General features: G+C 59.0%; 14 protein-coding genes and 3 tRNA genes. 16 read left to right on the forward strand and 1 reads right to left on the reverse strand.

Annotated features, from left to right (window positions below):
• Positions 1–13 precede the first annotated feature (13 nt).
• From tpiA to NF676_RS04530, 13 genes are all read left to right on the forward strand, one after another.
• A complete protein-coding gene (tpiA, locus tag NF676_RS04470; protein ID WP_056782873.1) occupies positions 14–769 on the forward strand; it encodes a triose-phosphate isomerase in 756 nt (251 codons plus the stop codon).
• 4 nt (positions 770–773) lie between these two features.
• On the forward strand, positions 774–1,157 hold the full coding sequence (gene secG, locus NF676_RS04475) for a preprotein translocase subunit SecG (protein ID WP_016771756.1): 384 nt from the start codon (positions 774–776) through the stop codon (positions 1,155–1,157).
• A gap of 22 nt (positions 1,158–1,179) precedes the next feature.
• Positions 1,180–1,265: transfer RNA gene (locus NF676_RS04480), tRNA-Leu, on the forward strand.
• Positions 1,266–1,362: 97 nt separating this feature from the next.
• Positions 1,363–1,439, forward strand: a tRNA-Met gene (locus NF676_RS04485).
• A 139-nt stretch (positions 1,440–1,578) separates the two neighbouring features.
• Positions 1,579–2,037, forward strand: coding sequence for a ribosome maturation factor RimP (gene rimP, locus NF676_RS04490; protein WP_007973115.1), 459 nt, complete (start codon positions 1,579–1,581; stop codon positions 2,035–2,037).
• A gap of 47 nt (positions 2,038–2,084) precedes the next feature.
• A complete protein-coding gene (gene nusA, locus NF676_RS04495; RefSeq protein ID WP_024011569.1) occupies positions 2,085–3,566 on the forward strand; it encodes a transcription termination factor NusA in 1,482 nt (493 codons plus the stop codon).
• A gap of 27 nt (positions 3,567–3,593) precedes the next feature.
• Entirely contained in the window at positions 3,594–6,119 is a 2,526-nt protein-coding gene (gene infB / locus NF676_RS04500) for a translation initiation factor IF-2 (protein ID WP_041477933.1), read from the forward strand.
• A gap of 159 nt (positions 6,120–6,278) precedes the next feature.
• Positions 6,279–6,680 carry a 30S ribosome-binding factor RbfA gene (gene rbfA, locus NF676_RS04505; protein WP_252887304.1) on the forward strand — a complete coding sequence of 134 codons (402 nt, stop codon included), beginning with the start codon at positions 6,279–6,281 and terminating at the stop codon, positions 6,678–6,680.
• A gap of 4 nt (positions 6,681–6,684) precedes the next feature.
• Positions 6,685–7,602, forward strand: a complete 918-nt coding sequence (gene truB / locus NF676_RS04510) for a tRNA pseudouridine(55) synthase TruB (RefSeq protein ID WP_024011571.1) — start codon at positions 6,685–6,687, stop codon at positions 7,600–7,602.
• A 143-nt stretch (positions 7,603–7,745) separates the two neighbouring features.
• Positions 7,746–8,015, forward strand: coding sequence for a 30S ribosomal protein S15 (gene rpsO / locus NF676_RS04515; protein ID WP_016771751.1), 270 nt, complete (start codon positions 7,746–7,748; stop codon positions 8,013–8,015).
• 204 nt (positions 8,016–8,219) lie between these two features.
• The gene (gene pnp / locus NF676_RS04520) at positions 8,220–10,325 is read left to right on the forward strand and encodes a polyribonucleotide nucleotidyltransferase (RefSeq protein ID WP_024011572.1); all 2,106 of its coding nucleotides are present in this window, start codon (positions 8,220–8,222) and stop codon (positions 10,323–10,325) included.
• A gap of 189 nt (positions 10,326–10,514) precedes the next feature.
• Positions 10,515–10,590: transfer RNA gene (locus tag NF676_RS04525), tRNA-Thr, on the forward strand.
• Positions 10,591–10,819: 229 nt separating this feature from the next.
• Complete coding sequence (locus NF676_RS04530; protein ID WP_252887305.1) at positions 10,820–11,119, forward strand: DUF6388 family protein; 300 nt, start codon at positions 10,820–10,822, stop codon at positions 11,117–11,119.
• A gap of 73 nt (positions 11,120–11,192) precedes the next feature.
• Here NF676_RS04530 and nadC read toward each other — a convergent pair whose 3' ends face one another.
• Positions 11,193–12,041, reverse strand: coding sequence for a carboxylating nicotinate-nucleotide diphosphorylase (gene nadC / locus NF676_RS04535; RefSeq protein ID WP_252887306.1), 849 nt, complete (start codon positions 12,039–12,041; stop codon positions 11,193–11,195).
• A gap of 266 nt (positions 12,042–12,307) precedes the next feature.
• Here nadC and NF676_RS04540 point away from each other — a divergent pair, with 266 nt between their 5' ends.
• The 3 genes from NF676_RS04540 to ampE all read left to right on the forward strand — a co-directional run bounded on the left by NF676_RS04540 (position 12,308) and on the right by ampE (position 15,946).
• Entirely contained in the window at positions 12,308–14,485 is a 2,178-nt protein-coding gene (locus NF676_RS04540) for a DUF1631 domain-containing protein (RefSeq protein WP_236169290.1), read from the forward strand.
• Positions 14,486–14,549: 64 nt separating this feature from the next.
• Positions 14,550–15,110 carry a 1,6-anhydro-N-acetylmuramyl-L-alanine amidase AmpD gene (ampD, locus tag NF676_RS04545; protein WP_122747368.1) on the forward strand — a complete coding sequence of 187 codons (561 nt, stop codon included), beginning with the start codon at positions 14,550–14,552 and terminating at the stop codon, positions 15,108–15,110.
• Positions 15,107–15,946: a regulatory signaling modulator protein AmpE gene (ampE, locus tag NF676_RS04550; RefSeq protein WP_122747369.1), complete on the forward strand. Its 840-nt coding sequence runs from the start codon at positions 15,107–15,109 to the stop codon at positions 15,944–15,946. Before ampD ends, ampE begins: the two co-directional genes overlap by 4 nt.
• Positions 15,947–17,189 lie beyond the last annotated feature (1,243 nt).

Consider the following 17,189-nt stretch of genomic DNA (forward strand, 5'->3'; position numbering starts at 1 on the left):
GACGAGGTACAGCATGCGTCGCCCTATGGTAGCTGGTAACTGGAAGATGCACGGTACCCGCGCCAGCGTCGCTGAGCTGATCAACGGCCTTCGTCATCTGGCCTTGCCTAGCGGTGTTGATGTCGCGGTGTTCCCGCCTTGCTTGTATATCAATCAAGTGATTGATGGCTTGAAAGGCAAGTCGATTTCGGTCGGCGCGCAGAATTCTGCGGTGGAAGCCATGCAAGGTGCGTTGACTGGTGAGATTGCTCCCAGCCAACTGGTGGATGCAGGTTGTTCCCTGGTGCTTGTCGGGCACTCCGAACGCCGCCAGATTATGGGCGAGCGAGACGGGATGCTGAATCGCAAGTTCGCAGCGGCACAGGCATGTGGCTTGACTCCGGTGTTGTGTGTAGGGGAGACCCTCGAGCAGCGCGAAGCCGGAAAAACTCTTGAAGTTGTCGGGCGTCAGCTGGGCAGCATCATCGAGGAGCTGGGTGTCGGTGCCTTTGCCAAGGCAGTTATTGCTTACGAGCCGGTCTGGGCCATTGGTACCGGGCTGACTGCAACGCCGCAACAGGCTCAGGATGTGCATAAGGCCATTCGCGAGCAGTTGGCGGCAGAGAATTCTGAAGTCGCACGAGGTGTGCGGCTTCTATACGGCGGCAGCGTGAAGGCGGCCAATGCGGTCGAACTGTTCGGCATGCCGGATATCGATGGGGGGCTCATTGGTGGAGCTTCCCTGAATGCAGATGAGTTCGGTGCGATTTGTCGCGCCGCGGGAAACTGAAAAAATGCTGGAAACAGTCGTAGTCGTTTTTCATCTGCTGGGTGCATTGGGCGTAGTTGCTCTGGTTTTGCTGCAGCAGGGTAAGGGTGCGGACGCTGGCGCGTCTTTCGGAGCAGGTGCTTCAAATACTGTGTTCGGAAGCCAAGGTTCCTCTACCTTTCTTAGTAAGTTTACTGCTATACTTGCCGCCGGTTTCTTCATAACCAGCTTGGGGTTAGGTTACTTTGCTAAAGAGAAAGCTCATCAGCTGACTCAAGCAGGTCTTCCAGATCCAGCAGTGTTGGAAGTACCTAAGCAACAACCGGCTTCTGATGATGTACCGGTGCTTCAAGAGCAAAAGTCGGCTACTCCAGCGACTGACGTGCCTCCAGCTCAAGAGCAGAAGTAAGAAGGGTTTCAAACGTAGTATTGCCGAGGTGGTGGAATTGGTAGACACGCAACCTTGAGGTGGTTGTGCCCATAGGGTGTAGGGGTTCGAGTCCCCTTCTCGGTACCAATTAGTCAGGAGAGCCCGCTGTTGCGGGCTTTCTTGCAGGTGGAAGGTTACATTGACCCTAAAAGGGATCGGTCGTATACTTCCGCCCCAGCTTTGTCGCGGGGTGGAGCAGTCTGGTAGCTCGTCGGGCTCATAACCCGAAGGTCGTCGGTTCAAATCCGGCCCCCGCAACCAGTTTAAGGAGCCCCTTTTAAGGGGCTTTTTGTTAGCTGGATACTTTCAACGCCGCTGTTCGACGGCGTTTCAAGGATGGGCGTTATGCCCATTTTTTTATTTTGCAAAGCATGCACATATCATGCACTAGGGGGTTCAGGTGTCGAGCAAGCTAGAAGAGTTGCAGGCCTTGCTGGCCCCGGTGGTCGTGGCCCTGGGCTATGAATGCTGGGGTATCGAGTTTTCGGCTCAGGGTCGTCACTCGATGTTGCGCGTTTATATCGATAAAGAGGGTGGCGTGCTGGTGGACGATTGCGCCATTGTCAGCCGTCAGATCAGCGGCGTTCTGGATGTTGAAGATCCGATCTCCGTTGAATACACCCTTGAAGTTTCCTCGCCTGGCATGGAGCGCCCGCTGTTCACTCTTGAGCAGTTTGCCAAATTTGCCGGTGAACAAGTGAAGATCAAGCTGCGCTCGCCTTTCGAAGGTCGACGCAACTTTCAGGGCCTTCTGCGCGGTGTAGAAGAGCAGGACGTCGTGGTGCAGGTAGAAGACCACGAGTTCCTGTTGCCGATCGATATGATCGACAAGGCCAACATTATTCCCAGTTTTGACTGAGACGCGGATCCCGCGGATCCAATGGCTTGCGAAAGGCGAGGCGTACGATGAGCAAAGAAGTACTGCTGGTTGTTGAGTCGGTATCCAATGAAAAGGGTGTACCGGCAAGCGTAATTTTTGAAGCGCTGGAGCTGGCTCTGGCCACTGCTACCAAAAAGCGTTTTGAAGACGAAGTGGACCTGCGTGTGGAAATCAACCGCCACACCGGTTCTTACGAAACCTTCCGTCGCTGGACGGTCGTCGAAGAGAATGATCTCGACGATCCGGCCATCGAGACCTGGCCAAGCAAGGTTGCCGAAACGCATCCTGGTGCCAAGGTCGGTGACGTCGTCGAAGAGAAAATCGAATCCATCGAGTTCGGCCGCATCGCTGCACAGACTGCCAAGCAGGTCATCGTGCAGAAAGTTCGCGAAGCCGAGCGCGCTCAAGTGGTCGACGCCTATCGCGAGCGCCTGGGAGAAATCATCTCCGGCACCGTGAAAAAAGTTACCCGCGACAACGTGATCGTCGATCTGGGCAACAATGCTGAAGCATTGCTGGCCCGTGAAGACATCATTTCTCGCGAAACCTTCCGTGTCGGCGTGCGTCTGCGTGCGCTGCTCAAGGAAATCCGCACCGAGAACCGCGGCCCGCAGCTGATCCTGTCGCGTACCGCGCCGGAAATGCTGATCGAGCTGTTCCGTATCGAAGTGCCGGAAATCGCCGAAGGCCTCATCGAGGTCATGGCCGCCTCCCGTGATCCGGGTTCGCGTGCCAAGATCGCTGTCCGCTCCAAGGACAAGCGCATCGACCCGCAAGGTGCCTGCATCGGTATGCGCGGTTCGCGCGTCCAGGCGGTATCGGGTGAGTTGGGCGGTGAGCGTGTTGATATCGTGCTGTGGGACGACAACCCGGCCCAGTTCGTTATCAACGCCATGTCCCCGGCCGAGGTTGCGGCAATTATCGTTGACGAAGATGCCCATGCCATGGACATCGCCGTTGGCGCAGACAATCTGGCTCAGGCCATCGGTCGCGGTGGTCAGAACGTGCGTCTGGCGAGCCAGTTGACTGGCTGGACCCTGAACGTGATGACCGAATCGGACATCCAGGCTAAGCAGCAAGCAGAAACCGGCGACATCCTGCGCAACTTCATCGACGAGCTGGAAGTCGACGAAGAACTGGCTCAGGTGCTGGTAGATGAAGGCTTCACCAGCCTGGAAGAGATTGCCTACGTACCGGTGGAGGAAATGCTCAACATCGACGGCTTTGACGAGGACATCGTCAACGAGCTTCGTGCTCGCGCCAAGGATCGCTTGTTGACCAAAGCCATCGCTACTGAGGAAAAGCTGGCAGACGCCCATCCGGCCGAAGACCTGCTCTCGCTTGAGGGTATGGACAAGGATTTGGCGATGGAACTGGCGGTGCGCGGCGTAATTACCCGCGAAGACCTGGCCGAGCAGTCTATTGACGACCTGCTCGACATCGACGGCATTGACGATGATCGTGCCGGCAAGTTGATCATGGCCGCCCGAGCCCACTGGTTCGAGTAATTAGGCGCGGCCTGAGGAGAGAAGTGCATGACGCAAGTCACGGTGAAACAACTGGCCGATGAGGTCAAAACACCGGTAGAGCGCCTGTTGCAGCAGATGCGTGAGGCAGGTCTGCCGCACACCGCCGCCGACGAAAATGTGACTGACAGTGAGAAGCAATCCCTGCTGACTCACTTGAAGAGCAGTCACAAGGCGAAAGTGGAAGAACCACGCAAGATCACGCTGCAGCGTAAAACCACCAGCACCCTGCGTGTGGCTGGTAGCAAGAGCATCAGCGTTGAAGTTCGCAAGAAGAAAGTTTTCGTACAGCGCAGCCCGGAAGAAATCGAAGCCGAGCGCAAGCGTGAACTGGATGAGCGTCGCGCAGTAGAAAATGCTGCCCGTCAGAAGGCTGAAGAAGAAGCCAAGCAACGCGCCGAAGAAGAAGCGCGTCGCCAGCCTGCTGCTGCGCAAACCGCTGCCAGCGACGCCGTTGCGGCACCGGCTGCTGCCGAACCTGTTCGCGAAAGCGCACCGGTGGCTGCTGCTCCTGCTCCATCGGCTGACGTTCGCAACAAGCAGAACGAACAGCGCCGTCCGGACAAGCCACGTGCCGACGATAACAATCGTCGCAGCGGCGGCGGTGATGGCGAGCGCAAAAACGCTCCGCATCGCGCATCGGTCAAAGAAAAAGCCCCGGCACCACGTGTGGCGCCACGCACTACCGACGAAGAAAGCGATGGCTTCCGTCGTGGTGGTCGCGGCAAGGCCAAGCTGAAGAAACGCAACGCCCATGGTTTCCAGAGCCCGACCGGCCCTGTCGTGCGTGATGTGCAGATCGGCGAGACCATCACGGTTGGCGATCTGGCCAATCAGATGTCGGTCAAAGCGGCTGAAATCATCAAGTTCATGTTCAAACTGGGTACCCCAGCGACCATCAACCAGGTGCTTGATCAGGAAACTGCTCAACTGGTAGCCGAAGAACTGGGCCACAAAGTGACCCTGGTCAGCGATACCGCTCTGGAAGATTCCCTGGCCGAGTCCCTGAAATTTGAAGGTGAGTCGTTCTCCCGTGCACCAGTCGTGACCGTAATGGGCCACGTTGACCACGGTAAGACTTCCCTGCTCGACTACATCCGTCGTGCCAAGGTAGCTGCTGGCGAAGCCGGCGGTATCACCCAGCACATCGGTGCATACCACGTTGAGACTGATCGCGGCATGGTCACTTTCCTCGACACCCCGGGTCACGCTGCGTTTACCGCAATGCGTGCCCGTGGTGCCAAGGCGACCGACATCGTGATCCTCGTGGTTGCAGCGGACGACGGCGTGATGCCGCAAACCATCGAAGCGGTTCAGCATGCTCAGGCAGCTGGCGTGCCGCTGGTGGTAGCAGTGAACAAGATCGACAAGCCGGGCGCCGATCTCGATCGCATCCGCAGCGAACTGTCGGTTCACGGCGTGACTTCCGAAGACTGGGGTGGCGACACGCCATTCGTTCCGGTTTCGGCGAAGATGGGTACTGGCGTGGACGAGCTGCTTGAAGCCGTTCTGCTGCAGGCCGAAGTTCTCGAACTGAAAGCTACTCCGTCGGCTCCTGGCCGTGGTGTGGTGGTTGAATCGCGTCTCGACAAGGGTCGTGGCCCGGTGGCAACCGTGCTCGTTCAGGACGGTACGCTGCGTCAAGGCGACATGGTTCTGGTCGGTTCGAACTACGGCCGTGTACGTGCGATGCTCGACGAGAACGGCAAGCCGATCAAGGAAGCCGGTCCATCCATCCCTGTCGAGATCCTCGGCCTGGACGGTACACCGGACGCTGGCGACGAGATGAGCGTGGTTGCCGACGAGAAGAAAGCCCGTGAAGTGGCTCTGTTCCGTCAAGGCAAGTTCCGCGAAGTCAAACTGGCTCGCGCTCACGCCGGCAAGCTGGAAAACATCTTCGAAAACATGGGTCAGGCCGAGAAGAAGACGCTCAACATCGTCCTCAAATCCGACGTCCGTGGTTCGCTGGAAGCGTTGAACGGTGCCTTGAATGGCCTGGGCAACGACGAAGTACAAGTGCGCGTCGTGGGTGGCGGTGTCGGTGGTATCACCGAATCCGACGCCAACCTGGCACTGGCTTCCAACGCTGTACTGTTCGGCTTCAACGTGCGTGCCGATGCCGGCGCTCGCAAGATCGTCGAGCAGGAAGGTCTGGATATGCGTTACTACAACGTGATCTACGACATCATCGAAGACGTCAAGAAAGCCCTGACCGGCATGCTCGGCAGCGATGTTCGCGAGAACATCCTGGGTGTCGCCGAAGTGCGTGACGTGTTCCGTTCGCCGAAGTTTGGCGCGATCGCCGGTTGCATGGTGATCGAAGGTGTCGTGCACCGTAACCGTCCGATCCGTGTACTGCGTGAAGACATCGTTATCTTCGAAGGCGAGCTGGAATCCCTGCGCCGCTTCAAGGATGACGCTTCCGAAGTACGTGCCGGCATGGAATGCGGTATCGGCGTGAAGAGCTACAACGACGTCAAAGTCGGCGACAAGATCGAAGTCTTCGAGAAGGTTCAGGTTGCTCGCAGCCTCTGACTCGCGCATTTCAAGGGCCACGATGGGCCGTCGCATGCAAATGCACGGCACAGCGTCCGGACTCTAAACGCAACGCCCGGTCTGGCTTTTGTCAGGCCGGGCGTTTGCCGCTTTCAGACCTTGCGGGTTTCACCGCTGGGCAGTAACAGGTAACAAATCATGGCAAAAGAATACAGCCGTACCCAACGTATCGGCGATCAGATGCAGCGCGAGCTGGCGCAACTGATCCGTCGCGAAGTCAAAGACCCGCGCGTCGGTCTGGTCACCATCACTGCTGTGGAAGTGTCCCGTGACGTCGGTCACGCGAAGATTTTCATTACCGTGATGGGTCAGGACAACGCTGAAGACATCGCGCAAAGCATCAAGGTGCTCAATGCCGCCGCAGGCTTCCTGCGCATGCAATTGGCCCGCGAAATGAAGCTGCGCAGCGTGCCGCAACTGCACTTCCACTACGACGAATCCGTCGTGCGTGGCGCGCACCTGTCGGCGCTGATCGAGCGCGCCGTCGCTGAAGACAATCAGCACGTTGCCGCTCCAGCACCTGAAGACTCCAAGGAGTAATTCGGTGGCTCAGGTCAAACGTATCCGTCGTAACGTCAGCGGCATCATTCTGCTCGACAAGCCGTTGGGGTTCACCTCCAACGCTGCCTTGCAGAAAGTGCGCTGGCTGCTCAATGCCGAGAAGGCCGGACACACCGGCAGCCTTGACCCGTTGGCCACCGGCGTGTTGCCGCTGTGCTTCGGCGAGGCGACCAAGTTCTCGCAATACCTGCTCGATTCCGACAAGGGCTATGAGACCCTGGCGCAACTGGGCAAGACCACCACCACGGCCGATGCCGAAGGTGAGGTTTTGCAGGAGCGTCCGGTGACCGTTGGTCGCGCCGATGTCGAGGCGGTTCTGCCGAAATTTCGTGGGCAAATCAGTCAGATACCGCCGATGTACTCGGCACTCAAGCGTGATGGCCAGCCGCTGTACAAACTGGCACGTGCAGGCGAAGTAGTGGAGCGCGAACCGCGTTCTGTTACTATTGCGCGCTTGGAATTGCTGGCCTTCGAAGGCGATACTGCGCGGCTTGCGGTGGACTGCAGCAAGGGCACCTATATTCGGACCCTGGTGGAGGATATCGGTGAGCAACTCGGTTGTGGTGCGTACGTCGCAGAATTGCGTCGGACCCAGGCCGGGCCTTTCACCCTGGCGCAGACCGTGACCCTCGAAGAGCTGGAAGCGGTACATGCCGAAGGCGGCAACGAAGCGGTCGATCGCTTCCTGATGCCATCGGACAGCGGCCTGCAGGATTGGCCGCTGCTGCATTTCTCGGAAGCGAGTGCGTTCTACTGGCTCAACGGCCAGCCGGTACGTGCCCCGGATGCACCGAAGTTCGGCATGGTACGAGTACAGGATCACAATGGTCGCTTCATCGGTATCGGTGAAGTGAGCGAAGACGGGCGCATCGCGCCGCGTCGCTTGATTCGGTCAGAATGACCGGAACCGGTCTGCGTTAAGCGGGCCGGCGAGTGTGGCTGTTAACAGGCATGGTCACTACTCATTTATAGATACAGGGATTTGTCCCTGGCCTGTTGAAGCTGTTTCCCTGAAACAGTTTCCTGATAAGGAAGGATTGCCTCATGGCTCTCGACGTTCAAGAAAAAGCTCAAATCGTTGCTGACTACCAGCAAGCTGTTGGTGACACTGGTTCGCCAGAAGTGCAGGTTGCACTGCTGACCGCCAACATCAACAAACTGCAAGGTCACTTCAAGGCCAACGGTAAAGATCACCACTCCCGTCGTGGTCTGATCCGCATGGTTAACCAGCGTCGCAAGCTGCTGGACTACCTGAAAGGCAAGGACGTAAGCCGGTACGCCGCGCTGATCGCTCGCCTGGGTCTGCGTCGCTAATCAGCGATTGCGCTATGAGGTTGGTGGTCTGTCGGGCGTCAGCGGTTTTCCGCTGGCGTCTTGCAGGCTCCCAGCCTCAAGTTTTATCTGCAGCATGGCTTTACCTGTAGCACCCGGACAATTGCCATCGGGCCGATTCCCGAGATTGCCCAAGAATTCGCAAGAAACCGTTTCCCCCAAGAGCCACAAAGAAGGTAGGACACCGTGAACCCGGTAATCAAAAAATTCCAGTTCGGTCAATCGACCGTTACCCTCGAGACAGGCCGTATCGCCCGTCAGGCCTCCGGCGCAGTATTGGTCACCGTTGACGACGACGTCAGCGTGTTGGTGACTGTTGTCGGTGCAAAGCAAGCCGATCCGGGCAAGGGTTTCTTCCCTCTGTCCGTGCACTACCAGGAAAAGACTTACGCCGCCGGTAAGATCCCTGGCGGTTTCTTCAAGCGTGAAGGCCGTCCTTCCGAGAAAGAAACCCTGACTTCCCGACTGATCGACCGTCCGATCCGTCCGCTGTTCCCAGAAGGCTTCATGAACGAAGTGCAGGTTGTCTGCACCGTCGTTTCCACCAGCAAGAAGACCGATCCGGACATCGCTGCGATGATCGGTACCTCGGCTGCCCTGGCCATCTCCGGCATTCCATTCGACGGCCCGATCGGCGCCGCTCGCGTGGCTTTCCACGAAAGCACCGGCTACCTGCTGAACCCGACTTACGAGCAGCAGGCCGCTTCGAGCCTGGACATGGTCGTTGCCGGTACTTCCGACGCCGTGCTGATGGTTGAATCGGAAGCCAAAGAGCTGACCGAAGACCAGATGCTGGGCGCGGTACTGTTCGCTCACGACGAATTCCAGGTTGTGATCAACGCTGTTAAGGAACTGGCTGCCGAAGCCGCCAAGCCAACCTGGAACTGGGCTCCTGCGCCAGAAGCCACCGAACTGCTGGGCGCTATCCGTGCCGAGTTCGGCGAAGCGATCTCCCAGGCTTACACCATCACCATCAAGGCCGACCGTTACGCTCGCCTGGGTGAGCTGAAGGACCAAGTGGTCGCCAAGCTGTCCGGTGAGGAAGGCCAGCCAAGCGCTGCTGAAGTCAAAGCAGCCTTCGGCGAAATCGAATACCGCACCGTTCGCGAAAACATCGTTAACGGCAAGCCACGTATCGACGGTCGCGACACCAAGACTGTACGTCCGCTGAACATCGAAGTCGGCGTTCTGCCGAAGACTCACGGTTCGGCTCTGTTCACCCGTGGCGAGACCCAGGCACTGGTTGTTGCAACACTGGGCACCGCCCGTGACGCGCAACTGCTGGACACCCTGGAAGGTGAAAAGAAAGACCCGTTCATGCTTCACTACAATTTCCCGCCGTTCTCGGTAGGCGAGTGTGGTCGCATGGGTGGCGCCGGTCGTCGCGAAATCGGTCACGGCCGTCTGGCCCGTCGTTCGGTTTCGGCCATGCTGCCAGCCGCTGACGTGTTCCCGTACACCATCCGCGTGGTATCGGAAATCACCGAATCCAACGGTTCGAGCTCGATGGCTTCCGTGTGCGGTGCTTCCCTGGCACTGATGGACGCTGGTGTACCGATGAAGGCACCGGTAGCCGGTATCGCCATGGGTCTGGTTAAAGAAGGCGAGAAGTTCGCCGTCCTGACCGACATCCTCGGCGACGAAGATCACCTGGGCGACATGGACTTCAAGGTAGCCGGTACCGCCAAAGGCGTTACTGCGCTGCAGATGGACATCAAGATCAAGGGCATCACCGAAGAGATCATGGAAATCGCTCTGGGCCAGGCCCTTGAAGCGCGCCTGAACATCCTCGGCCAGATGAACCAGATCATTGGCCAGTCGCGTACCGAACTGTCGGCCAACGCTCCGACCATGATCGCGATGAAGATCGACACCGACAAGATCCGTGACGTTATCGGTAAAGGTGGCGCGACCATCCGTGCGATCTGCGAAGAAACCAAGGCTTCGATCGACATCGAAGACGACGGTTCGATCAAGATCTTCGGCGAAACCAAGGATGCCGCAGAAGCTGCTCGTCAGCGCGTTCTGAGCATCACGGCAGAAGCCGAGATCGGCAAGATCTACGTCGGCAAGGTTGAGCGCATCGTCGACTTCGGCGCATTCGTCAACATCCTGCCGGGCAAGGACGGTCTGGTGCACATCTCGATGCTGAGCGACGCTCGCGTTGAGAAAGTGACCGACATCCTGAAAGAAGGCCAGGAAGTGGAAGTGCTGGTATTGGACGTGGACAACCGCGGCCGTATCAAGCTGTCCATCAAAGACGTGGCAGCTGCCAAAGCTTCGGGCGTTTAATTACCCCAACGCTTTAGCGCAATAAAGATGCCCCCGCCGTGCAAACGGCGGGGGCATTTTTTTATCTGAAATAAAGAAATTGTGGCGAGGGGATTTATCCCCTCGCCACAAATGTGGTTCTCAAAAGAAAACCATCAGACAACCCACAAATTTGCCGCAGTTCGAGTCCGGTGCTAGGTTTAGCCCACCGCCCGTGTAGCTCAGCCGGTAGAGCAGCGCACTCGTAACGCGAAGGTCGCAGGTTCGATTCCTGTCTCGGGCACCAACTCCTCAGCGCGCCACATCGATTCATGTTCCGCAGGTCAGCTTTTTGTGCAAGAGATGTAAAGAGCCGTGTAATTCGTCATGCAAAAGTCCTATATTCGGTGCCTGCATGAGCATCGCTTAGCAGTTTTCAGATGATCCCGAATGGTTCCGAAGGCCGGCCAGTCCGCGTCAGAGAGATCCTTGATGATCCAGATCCATCCTCCATTCCTAAGATCAGCGAGAACCCCATGACTGAATTGACCCAAGAGCAACGCCACGAACAAGCGCTGGAAAAATACCTTCTGGATGTGCCGGACCTGAAGGATGAGATCAAGGACCTGAGTCCCGATGATCAGAAAGACCAGATCCAGTGGGCCTTCGAAGACGAAGCCGAAGCGCAGGGCTTGCAGCCGTGGGAGCTGACTCTCAAGTACACGAGCTCGCCGGAAGAGTTCGAGGCGCAGCGCCTCGTGCTGCACAAGGAAGCGGCGGAAGTCTTGGGTGTCGAGTGGGACGAGTACTGCGAGATGAACAATCTCGTCGTATAAGAGCAGCTGCGAGCTTCTAGCTACAAGCTGCAAGTCAAAGCAGAGTCGCTTGGCTTGTAGCTTGCCGCTGCGTTTAGAGGCTTAGTCGCATCGACAGATCCACCGCTTTGACGTCCTTGGTCATCGCGCCGATCGAGATGTAATCCACGCCCGTTTCGGCGATCGGCAGCAGCGTGCTTTCGTTGATGCCGCCGCTGGCTTCCAGTTTCGCCTTGCCGGCGGTCAGGCGTGCGGCTTCGCGCATGTCATCCAGGCTCAGTTCGTCGAGCATGATGATGTCGGCGCCGGCTTCCAGCGCTTGCTTCAATTCCTCAAGACTTTCCACTTCGATTTCCACCGGTTTGCCCGGGGCGATCTTGTGCGCGGCGGCCACGGCTTCGGCGATGCCACCACTGGCGGCGATGTGGTTTTCCTTGATCAGGAAGGCATCGTAGAGACCGATGCGATGGTTGTGGCAGCCGCCGCAGGTCACTGCGTATTTCTGCGCCATCCGCAGGCCCGGCAAGGTTTTGCGCGTGTCGAGCAACTTGACCTGCGTCTCGCCGACGAAGTCCGCCAGGTACTGCGCGCGCGTCGCTACGCCGGACAGCAACTGCAGGAAGTTCAACGCGCTGCGTTCACCGGTCAGCAGTGAGCGCGCCGGGCCTTCCAGGTGAAACAGCGGCTGATTGGCTTTGACCCGCTGGCCGTCGACCACTTGCCAATGCACGGCCACGCGCGGATCGAGCTGGCGAAACACCGCATCGACCCACGCGGTGCCGCAGATGACGGCGGCGTCACGGGTGATGATGGTGGCTTTGGCCAGGCGTTCGGCCGGGATCAGTTGCGCGGTGATGTCGCCGCTGCCGACGTCTTCGAGCAACGCACGGCGCACGTTGTTTTCGATTTCGGCGGTCAGATCGGCGAGACGTAGATTCGGCATAACGGACTCCACAAACAAAGTGGTTCGATTATAGGGGCAGGGCGCGGGCCAACCCAAGGCGAGAACGTGCGTGCCTGGCGCATCTGGTCGATTTTCCTGCGCTGAGTGCGAGGTGTATGGCGTATAGGGGAAACCCTGAGGCCTATAGCATCGTCGGCCTGTTTTGCCAGATAATCCGCCTTGTATTTGACGTCATGGCTTTGACGAACGAGTCCAGTTGGGCAGTGTCAAAGCGACGAACCGAATCACCGTTCCAGGAGGCTTGGATGCGCAACGACGGGAAAGTGGTGCCTTTGCACCGGGCGACTGCCGATCTGGCGGACCACTCGCCGCTTGCCCGCTTGCCGGTGATTCTGCTGCAGGTTCGCGACAAGGCTGCGCAGCAGCTGCGCCACGATTTGCAGGAGCTGTTCGATAACGCCGACGACACGCTGTTCGAAATGGCCGACCGGGCGCGCAACGACGTCGATCAGAACATTTTTTTCGAAGCCATGCGCGACCTGCGCCTCAAACGCAAAAACATCGAGCGCGGCTTTCTGGAACTGTTCTTTGAAGCCTTCGCCGGCCTTACCCAATACGACCCCGCCGCCAACACCCTGCCACGCACGCCGGTGGTCGAAGAGTCGGCGCCGCGCACCGATGCCATGGAGCGTACCGTCGCCGTGCAGACCATGGTCAGCCGTGTGCTCAAGCGCGACGGCTTCGCTCTCGATCAACTCACCGCACGCTTCAGCTCGATGCTCGGCAAGCGTCTGGACGATCAGCACAATCCGCTGAGTCCGGCCATGCTCTGCGAATATTTCCTGCAGGCCGGACGTAACCTCGGCGTCGAGATCAAGGTCAAGCTGATCCTGCTCAAGCTGTTCGAACGCTATGTGCTGGCTGACACCGAACAGTTGTATGGCGAGGCCAATCAGTTGTTGCTCGCCACCGGCGTGTTGCCACATCTGAAACCCGCCGTGGCTCGTCGCATGGTCGAGCCTGCGGACAGCGACACATTGATTGAAGATCTCGACGAGCCGCCAGCGGACGAAGGCATCGAGGAAGTGTTCGCAGCGATGCAGCAATTGCTCGCCCAGGTCCGCGGCCGCGTCACACCGACCCTGGAGCCCGGCGCCCCGGCGCATCCGATCAACACCCGCGACCTGCTGCGGTTGTTGTCGCACTTGCAGCAATACGTACCGGCGCTGGAGGCTCAGGAAGATTTCGATCTGCGTCATCAGCTCGAACAGTTGCTGACCCGAGTCAGCGTCCGAAGTGGCCGCTCACGCATTGTCGCGACTGCCGACGAAGATGTGATCAACCTGATCGCCATGGTCTTCGACTGCATCCTCGACGATCGCAATGTGCCCGATGCGCTCAAGGCGCTGATCGGCCGATTGCAGATTCCGATGCTCAAGGTTGCGGTGTTGGACAAGAGTTTCTTCAGCCGCAGCACGCACCCGGCGCGGCGCCTGCTCAACGAAATCGCCGAGGCCGCAATGGGCTGGAGCGATTGCGACGGCGCTGAGCGCGACAACCTATACGTGCGCATCGAACAAGTGGTGCAGCGCTTGCTGAGTGATTTTGTGGATGACCCGGCGATCTTCTCCGAACTGCTCGCCGACTTCCTCGCCTTCACTCAGGAAGAGCGCCGCCGCACCGAACTGCTGGAACAACGCTTGCGGGACGCCGAGGAAGGCCGGGCGAAGGCCGAGCTGGCTCAGCGGCGTGTCGCGCAGGCGTTGCAACAGGCGCTACTGGGCAAAGTGCTGCCGGCGACGGTGGTGAGTTTCGTCCAGCAGGCCTGGAGCAAAGTGCTGTTGCTGACCTGCCTCAAGCACGGCGATCAGTCCGCCGAATGGCATGCCGATGTGCAGACCATGGAACAGTTGGTCTGGAGCGTGCAGCGCCATGACGACGGCGAATCCAGCCTGCGCCTGCTGGCACTGGTGCCGGGTTTGCTCAAGTCGCTGCGCGATGGCCTGAGCAGCACCGCGTTCGACCCGTTTGCCACCAGCGAATTTTTCAGCGAACTGGAGGCTCTGCACGTACGCGTGCTGGAACGTTCCGACGATGCCGAGCACAGCGCCATGCCGCTGATCGAAGTCACGCCCGAGGTCTTGCAGCACAGTGCCGACCAGGCAGCAGCGACCCCGGCGCCGCGCCTGGCGCAAGACGATGCCGGTCTGTCTCAGGTCGAGCAGTTGCGTGTGGGCAACTGGGTGGTGTTCGACGCAGACGAGGAACAGACCTTGCGTTGCAAACTCGCCGCGATCATCGAAGAGACCGGCAAATATGTCTTCGTCGACCGCACCGGGACGAAAGTGCTGGAGCACAGCCGCACCGACCTCGCCTTGGCTTTCAGCCGTGGCGCCGCGCGCGCACTGGATGACACCTTGCTGTTCGACCGCGCACTGGAATCGGTGTTGGGCGACCTGCGGCGACTCAATCGCGGCAAGTGATCGCACGGTGGGGGCGGATCGCGGCATACTGGGCGCCCACATGGTCGGCGTTGAAGGAATCGGTATGCAGTTGGATCCCGCGAGCGGGTGGTGTCATGGCGTGCAGATCTGCCCGTCGCCCAACTTCAATGAGCGCCCGGCGGGCGAAGTGTCCCTGTTGGTCATCCACAACATCAGCCTGCCGCCGGCGCAATTCGCCACGGGCAAGGTGCAGGAATTTTTCCAGAATCGTCTGGATGTCACCGAACACCCGTACTTTGCAGGCATCGCTGACCTGCGCGTCTCGGCGCATTTTCTGATCGAACGTGACGGCAAGGTCACCCAGTTTGTCTCCTGTCTGGAACGGGCGTGGCATGCCGGCGTTTCGATGTTCGAAGGCCGTGAAACCTGCAACGATTTTTCCGTGGGCATCGAGCTGGAAGGCACCGATGATCTGCCGTTCACCGACGAGCAATATCGCGCGTTGACTGCGCTGACCCGGCAGTTGCAGAAACGCTTTCCAGCGATCACCGATCAGCGCATCTGCGGCCACAGCGATATCGCGCCGGGGCGCAAGACCGATCCGGGACCGGCATTCGACTGGGCACGCTACCGCGCCGCCCTGGCAAAAGAGGAAGGACAATGAGTTTTCTGGTGTTACTGCTGGCGCTGTGGATCGAGAAGTTTTCGGCCCTGCGCCATCGGCTTCAACGCGACGGCGGATGGATCCGCGAACTGCACAAACTCGAAAACAGCAAACGGCTGGCCAGGCAACCGTGGCTGGTGCTGACGATTCTGGTGCTGTTCCCGGTGGCGTTGCTGGCGCTGTTGCTGCTGGTGCTGGAACCTGTGGCTTACGGTTTGCTGGCGCTGCCGGTGCATTTGCTGGTGGTGATCTACAGCCTCGGACGCGGCGATCTGCTCGGCGGCCTCGGCCCGTTCCGCGATGCCTGGCGCCGTGAGGATCTGCAAGCGGCGGCGCACGTCGCCAAGCGCGACCTGGACATCTGCGCCGACAGTGGCGAGCAATTGCTCGAGCGGGTGCAAGGGCATCTGCTGTGGCAGGCCTATCAGAGTTTCTTCGCGGTGATCTTCTGGTACTTCCTTCTCGGCCCCGTGGCGGCATTGGCCTATCGTTTGCTGGCGCTGGCCGAAGAGCACGGCTGCAATCCGGCGCTGGTCGAGCGTGCTGCGCAGTTGCGTCACGCTTTCGATTGGGTGCCGGTTCGTTTGCTGGCGGCAAGTCTTGCGTTGGTCGGCAACTTCGTCGCGGTCAGCCGAGTGATGCTGCATGAGCTGCTGAACTGGAACATCAGCGCTGCGCAGTTGATCAACAAGGTCGGCCTGGCCGCCGGGGAAGTTCCACCGCCAGTGGTCGGCCCGGACGGCATAAACACCCTCGATTGCCTGTGGGAACTGCTGCTGCGCGCGGCGGTGCTGTGGTATGCCGGGTTTGCCTTGTGGACGGTTCTGGTTCACTGATTCGCTGATTTACAGAAAGATCAAAAGATCGCAGCCTTCGGCAGCTCCTACCTTGGAACGCATTTCCCTGTAGGAGCTGCCGAAGGCTCGGGCCGCGATCGGACGATCTTTTTGCTTTTGATTTGGCGATCACTGCATTGCCATTAACCTTAAGTTACAAAACCTCCCGCCGATTTACGCTATACAGAGATAGCGCCCGATAGTGGCTATCTGCTCTCGTCCCGCGCCTGCCAATAAAAACAAGAAAAACCAAGGGAGACTTCCAGTGAAGAGCTTGCTCTATCCCGCCGTCTCGCTGATGAACCGTCTGAGCTTCGGCATGAAGTTCAGCTTGATCAGCGTGCTGTTCCTGGTGCCGATGCTGGTGACCAATTTCTATCTGGTACGCGATTCCTATCGCGAATTTCAGGGCACCCGCGTCGAACTGCAAAGCCTAGACCTGCTGGGCAGCAGCCTGAACCTGCGCCGGGATCTGGAGACCCTGAACAATCTGGTGCAGATCGACGTCACCCTCGGCCAGTCCGGCAAGGCCGGCAATGTCGAAGCGCAGATCCAGACGCTGGAGCAGGCTCTGCTCGCGCGCCTCGAAGGGCTGACGGCGATGACCGAAGACCCCGAGCAGATCAAGCAATTCGAGGCCAAGCGCGATGAAATGATCGCCGCGTTCAAGGCCCAGCAAGCAGAGAGCTCGCTGCAAAGCAAAAGCGCGTTGATCGGCAAGTTGCTGGCCAGTGCGCAGATTTTCAGCCAGATCATCACCAGTCAGGCCGGGTTGAGCCGCGACAACCAGAGCGACATTCGTCAGCTCAGCGAACTGGTTACGCTGATCACCCCCAGCGTCACGCAAACCCTCGGCGAAGGCCGGGCGATGGGTTCGTATTCGTTGGGCCAGGGCTTTCTCAACAGTTCCTCGAGCACGCGTTTCGACGAGTTGCTGGTGCAGATCGAAAAACTCCAGGCCGAGTACGCCCTGAAACTGCAAGACGCCCTCGGCTCCAGCAACGCCGCGCGCGAATCCCTTAGCGCGCAGGCTGAGAACAGCAAGGCTTCGCTGAAGCAGGCCAGCGAGCTGTTCGAAGAACAAGTGGTGATGGCCGACACCCTCGATGCGCCGTGGCAGGCATTCTACGATCAGGTCACCGGGCTGATGGAACACACCTACCAGCTCAATCAGGCCACGCTGAAATTCCTCGACAGCCAGTTGCAGCAGCGTCTGGCGCAGAACCGCACGCACATGATTCTG

Origin of the sequence: Pseudomonas siliginis (assembly GCF_024072275.1) — a bacterium.
GTDB classification, from domain to species: domain Bacteria; phylum Pseudomonadota; class Gammaproteobacteria; order Pseudomonadales; family Pseudomonadaceae; genus Aquipseudomonas; species Aquipseudomonas siliginis.

Excerpts from the sequence above, each read along its gene's own strand:
- ampE (WP_122747369.1), top strand. The coding sequence starts at position 15,107 with ATGAGTTTTCTGGTGTTACTGCTGGCGCTGTGGATCGAGAAGTTTTCG.
- NF676_RS04540 (WP_236169290.1), top strand. The coding sequence starts at position 12,308 with ATGCGCAACGACGGGAAAGTGGTGCCTTTGCACCGGGCGACTGCCGAT.
- nadC (WP_252887306.1), bottom strand. The coding sequence starts at position 12,041 with ATGCCGAATCTACGTCTCGCCGATCTGACCGCCGAAATCGAAAACAAC.
- infB (WP_041477933.1), top strand. The coding sequence starts at position 3,594 with ATGACGCAAGTCACGGTGAAACAACTGGCCGATGAGGTCAAAACACCG.
- secG (WP_016771756.1), top strand. The coding sequence starts at position 774 with ATGCTGGAAACAGTCGTAGTCGTTTTTCATCTGCTGGGTGCATTGGGC.
- ampD (WP_122747368.1), top strand. The coding sequence starts at position 14,550 with ATGCAGTTGGATCCCGCGAGCGGGTGGTGTCATGGCGTGCAGATCTGC.
- rpsO (WP_016771751.1), top strand. The coding sequence starts at position 7,746 with ATGGCTCTCGACGTTCAAGAAAAAGCTCAAATCGTTGCTGACTACCAG.
- NF676_RS04530 (WP_252887305.1), top strand. The coding sequence starts at position 10,820 with ATGACTGAATTGACCCAAGAGCAACGCCACGAACAAGCGCTGGAAAAA.
- nusA (WP_024011569.1), top strand. The coding sequence starts at position 2,085 with ATGAGCAAAGAAGTACTGCTGGTTGTTGAGTCGGTATCCAATGAAAAG.
- tpiA (WP_056782873.1), top strand. The coding sequence starts at position 14 with ATGCGTCGCCCTATGGTAGCTGGTAACTGGAAGATGCACGGTACCCGC.
- rbfA (WP_252887304.1), top strand. The coding sequence starts at position 6,279 with ATGGCAAAAGAATACAGCCGTACCCAACGTATCGGCGATCAGATGCAG.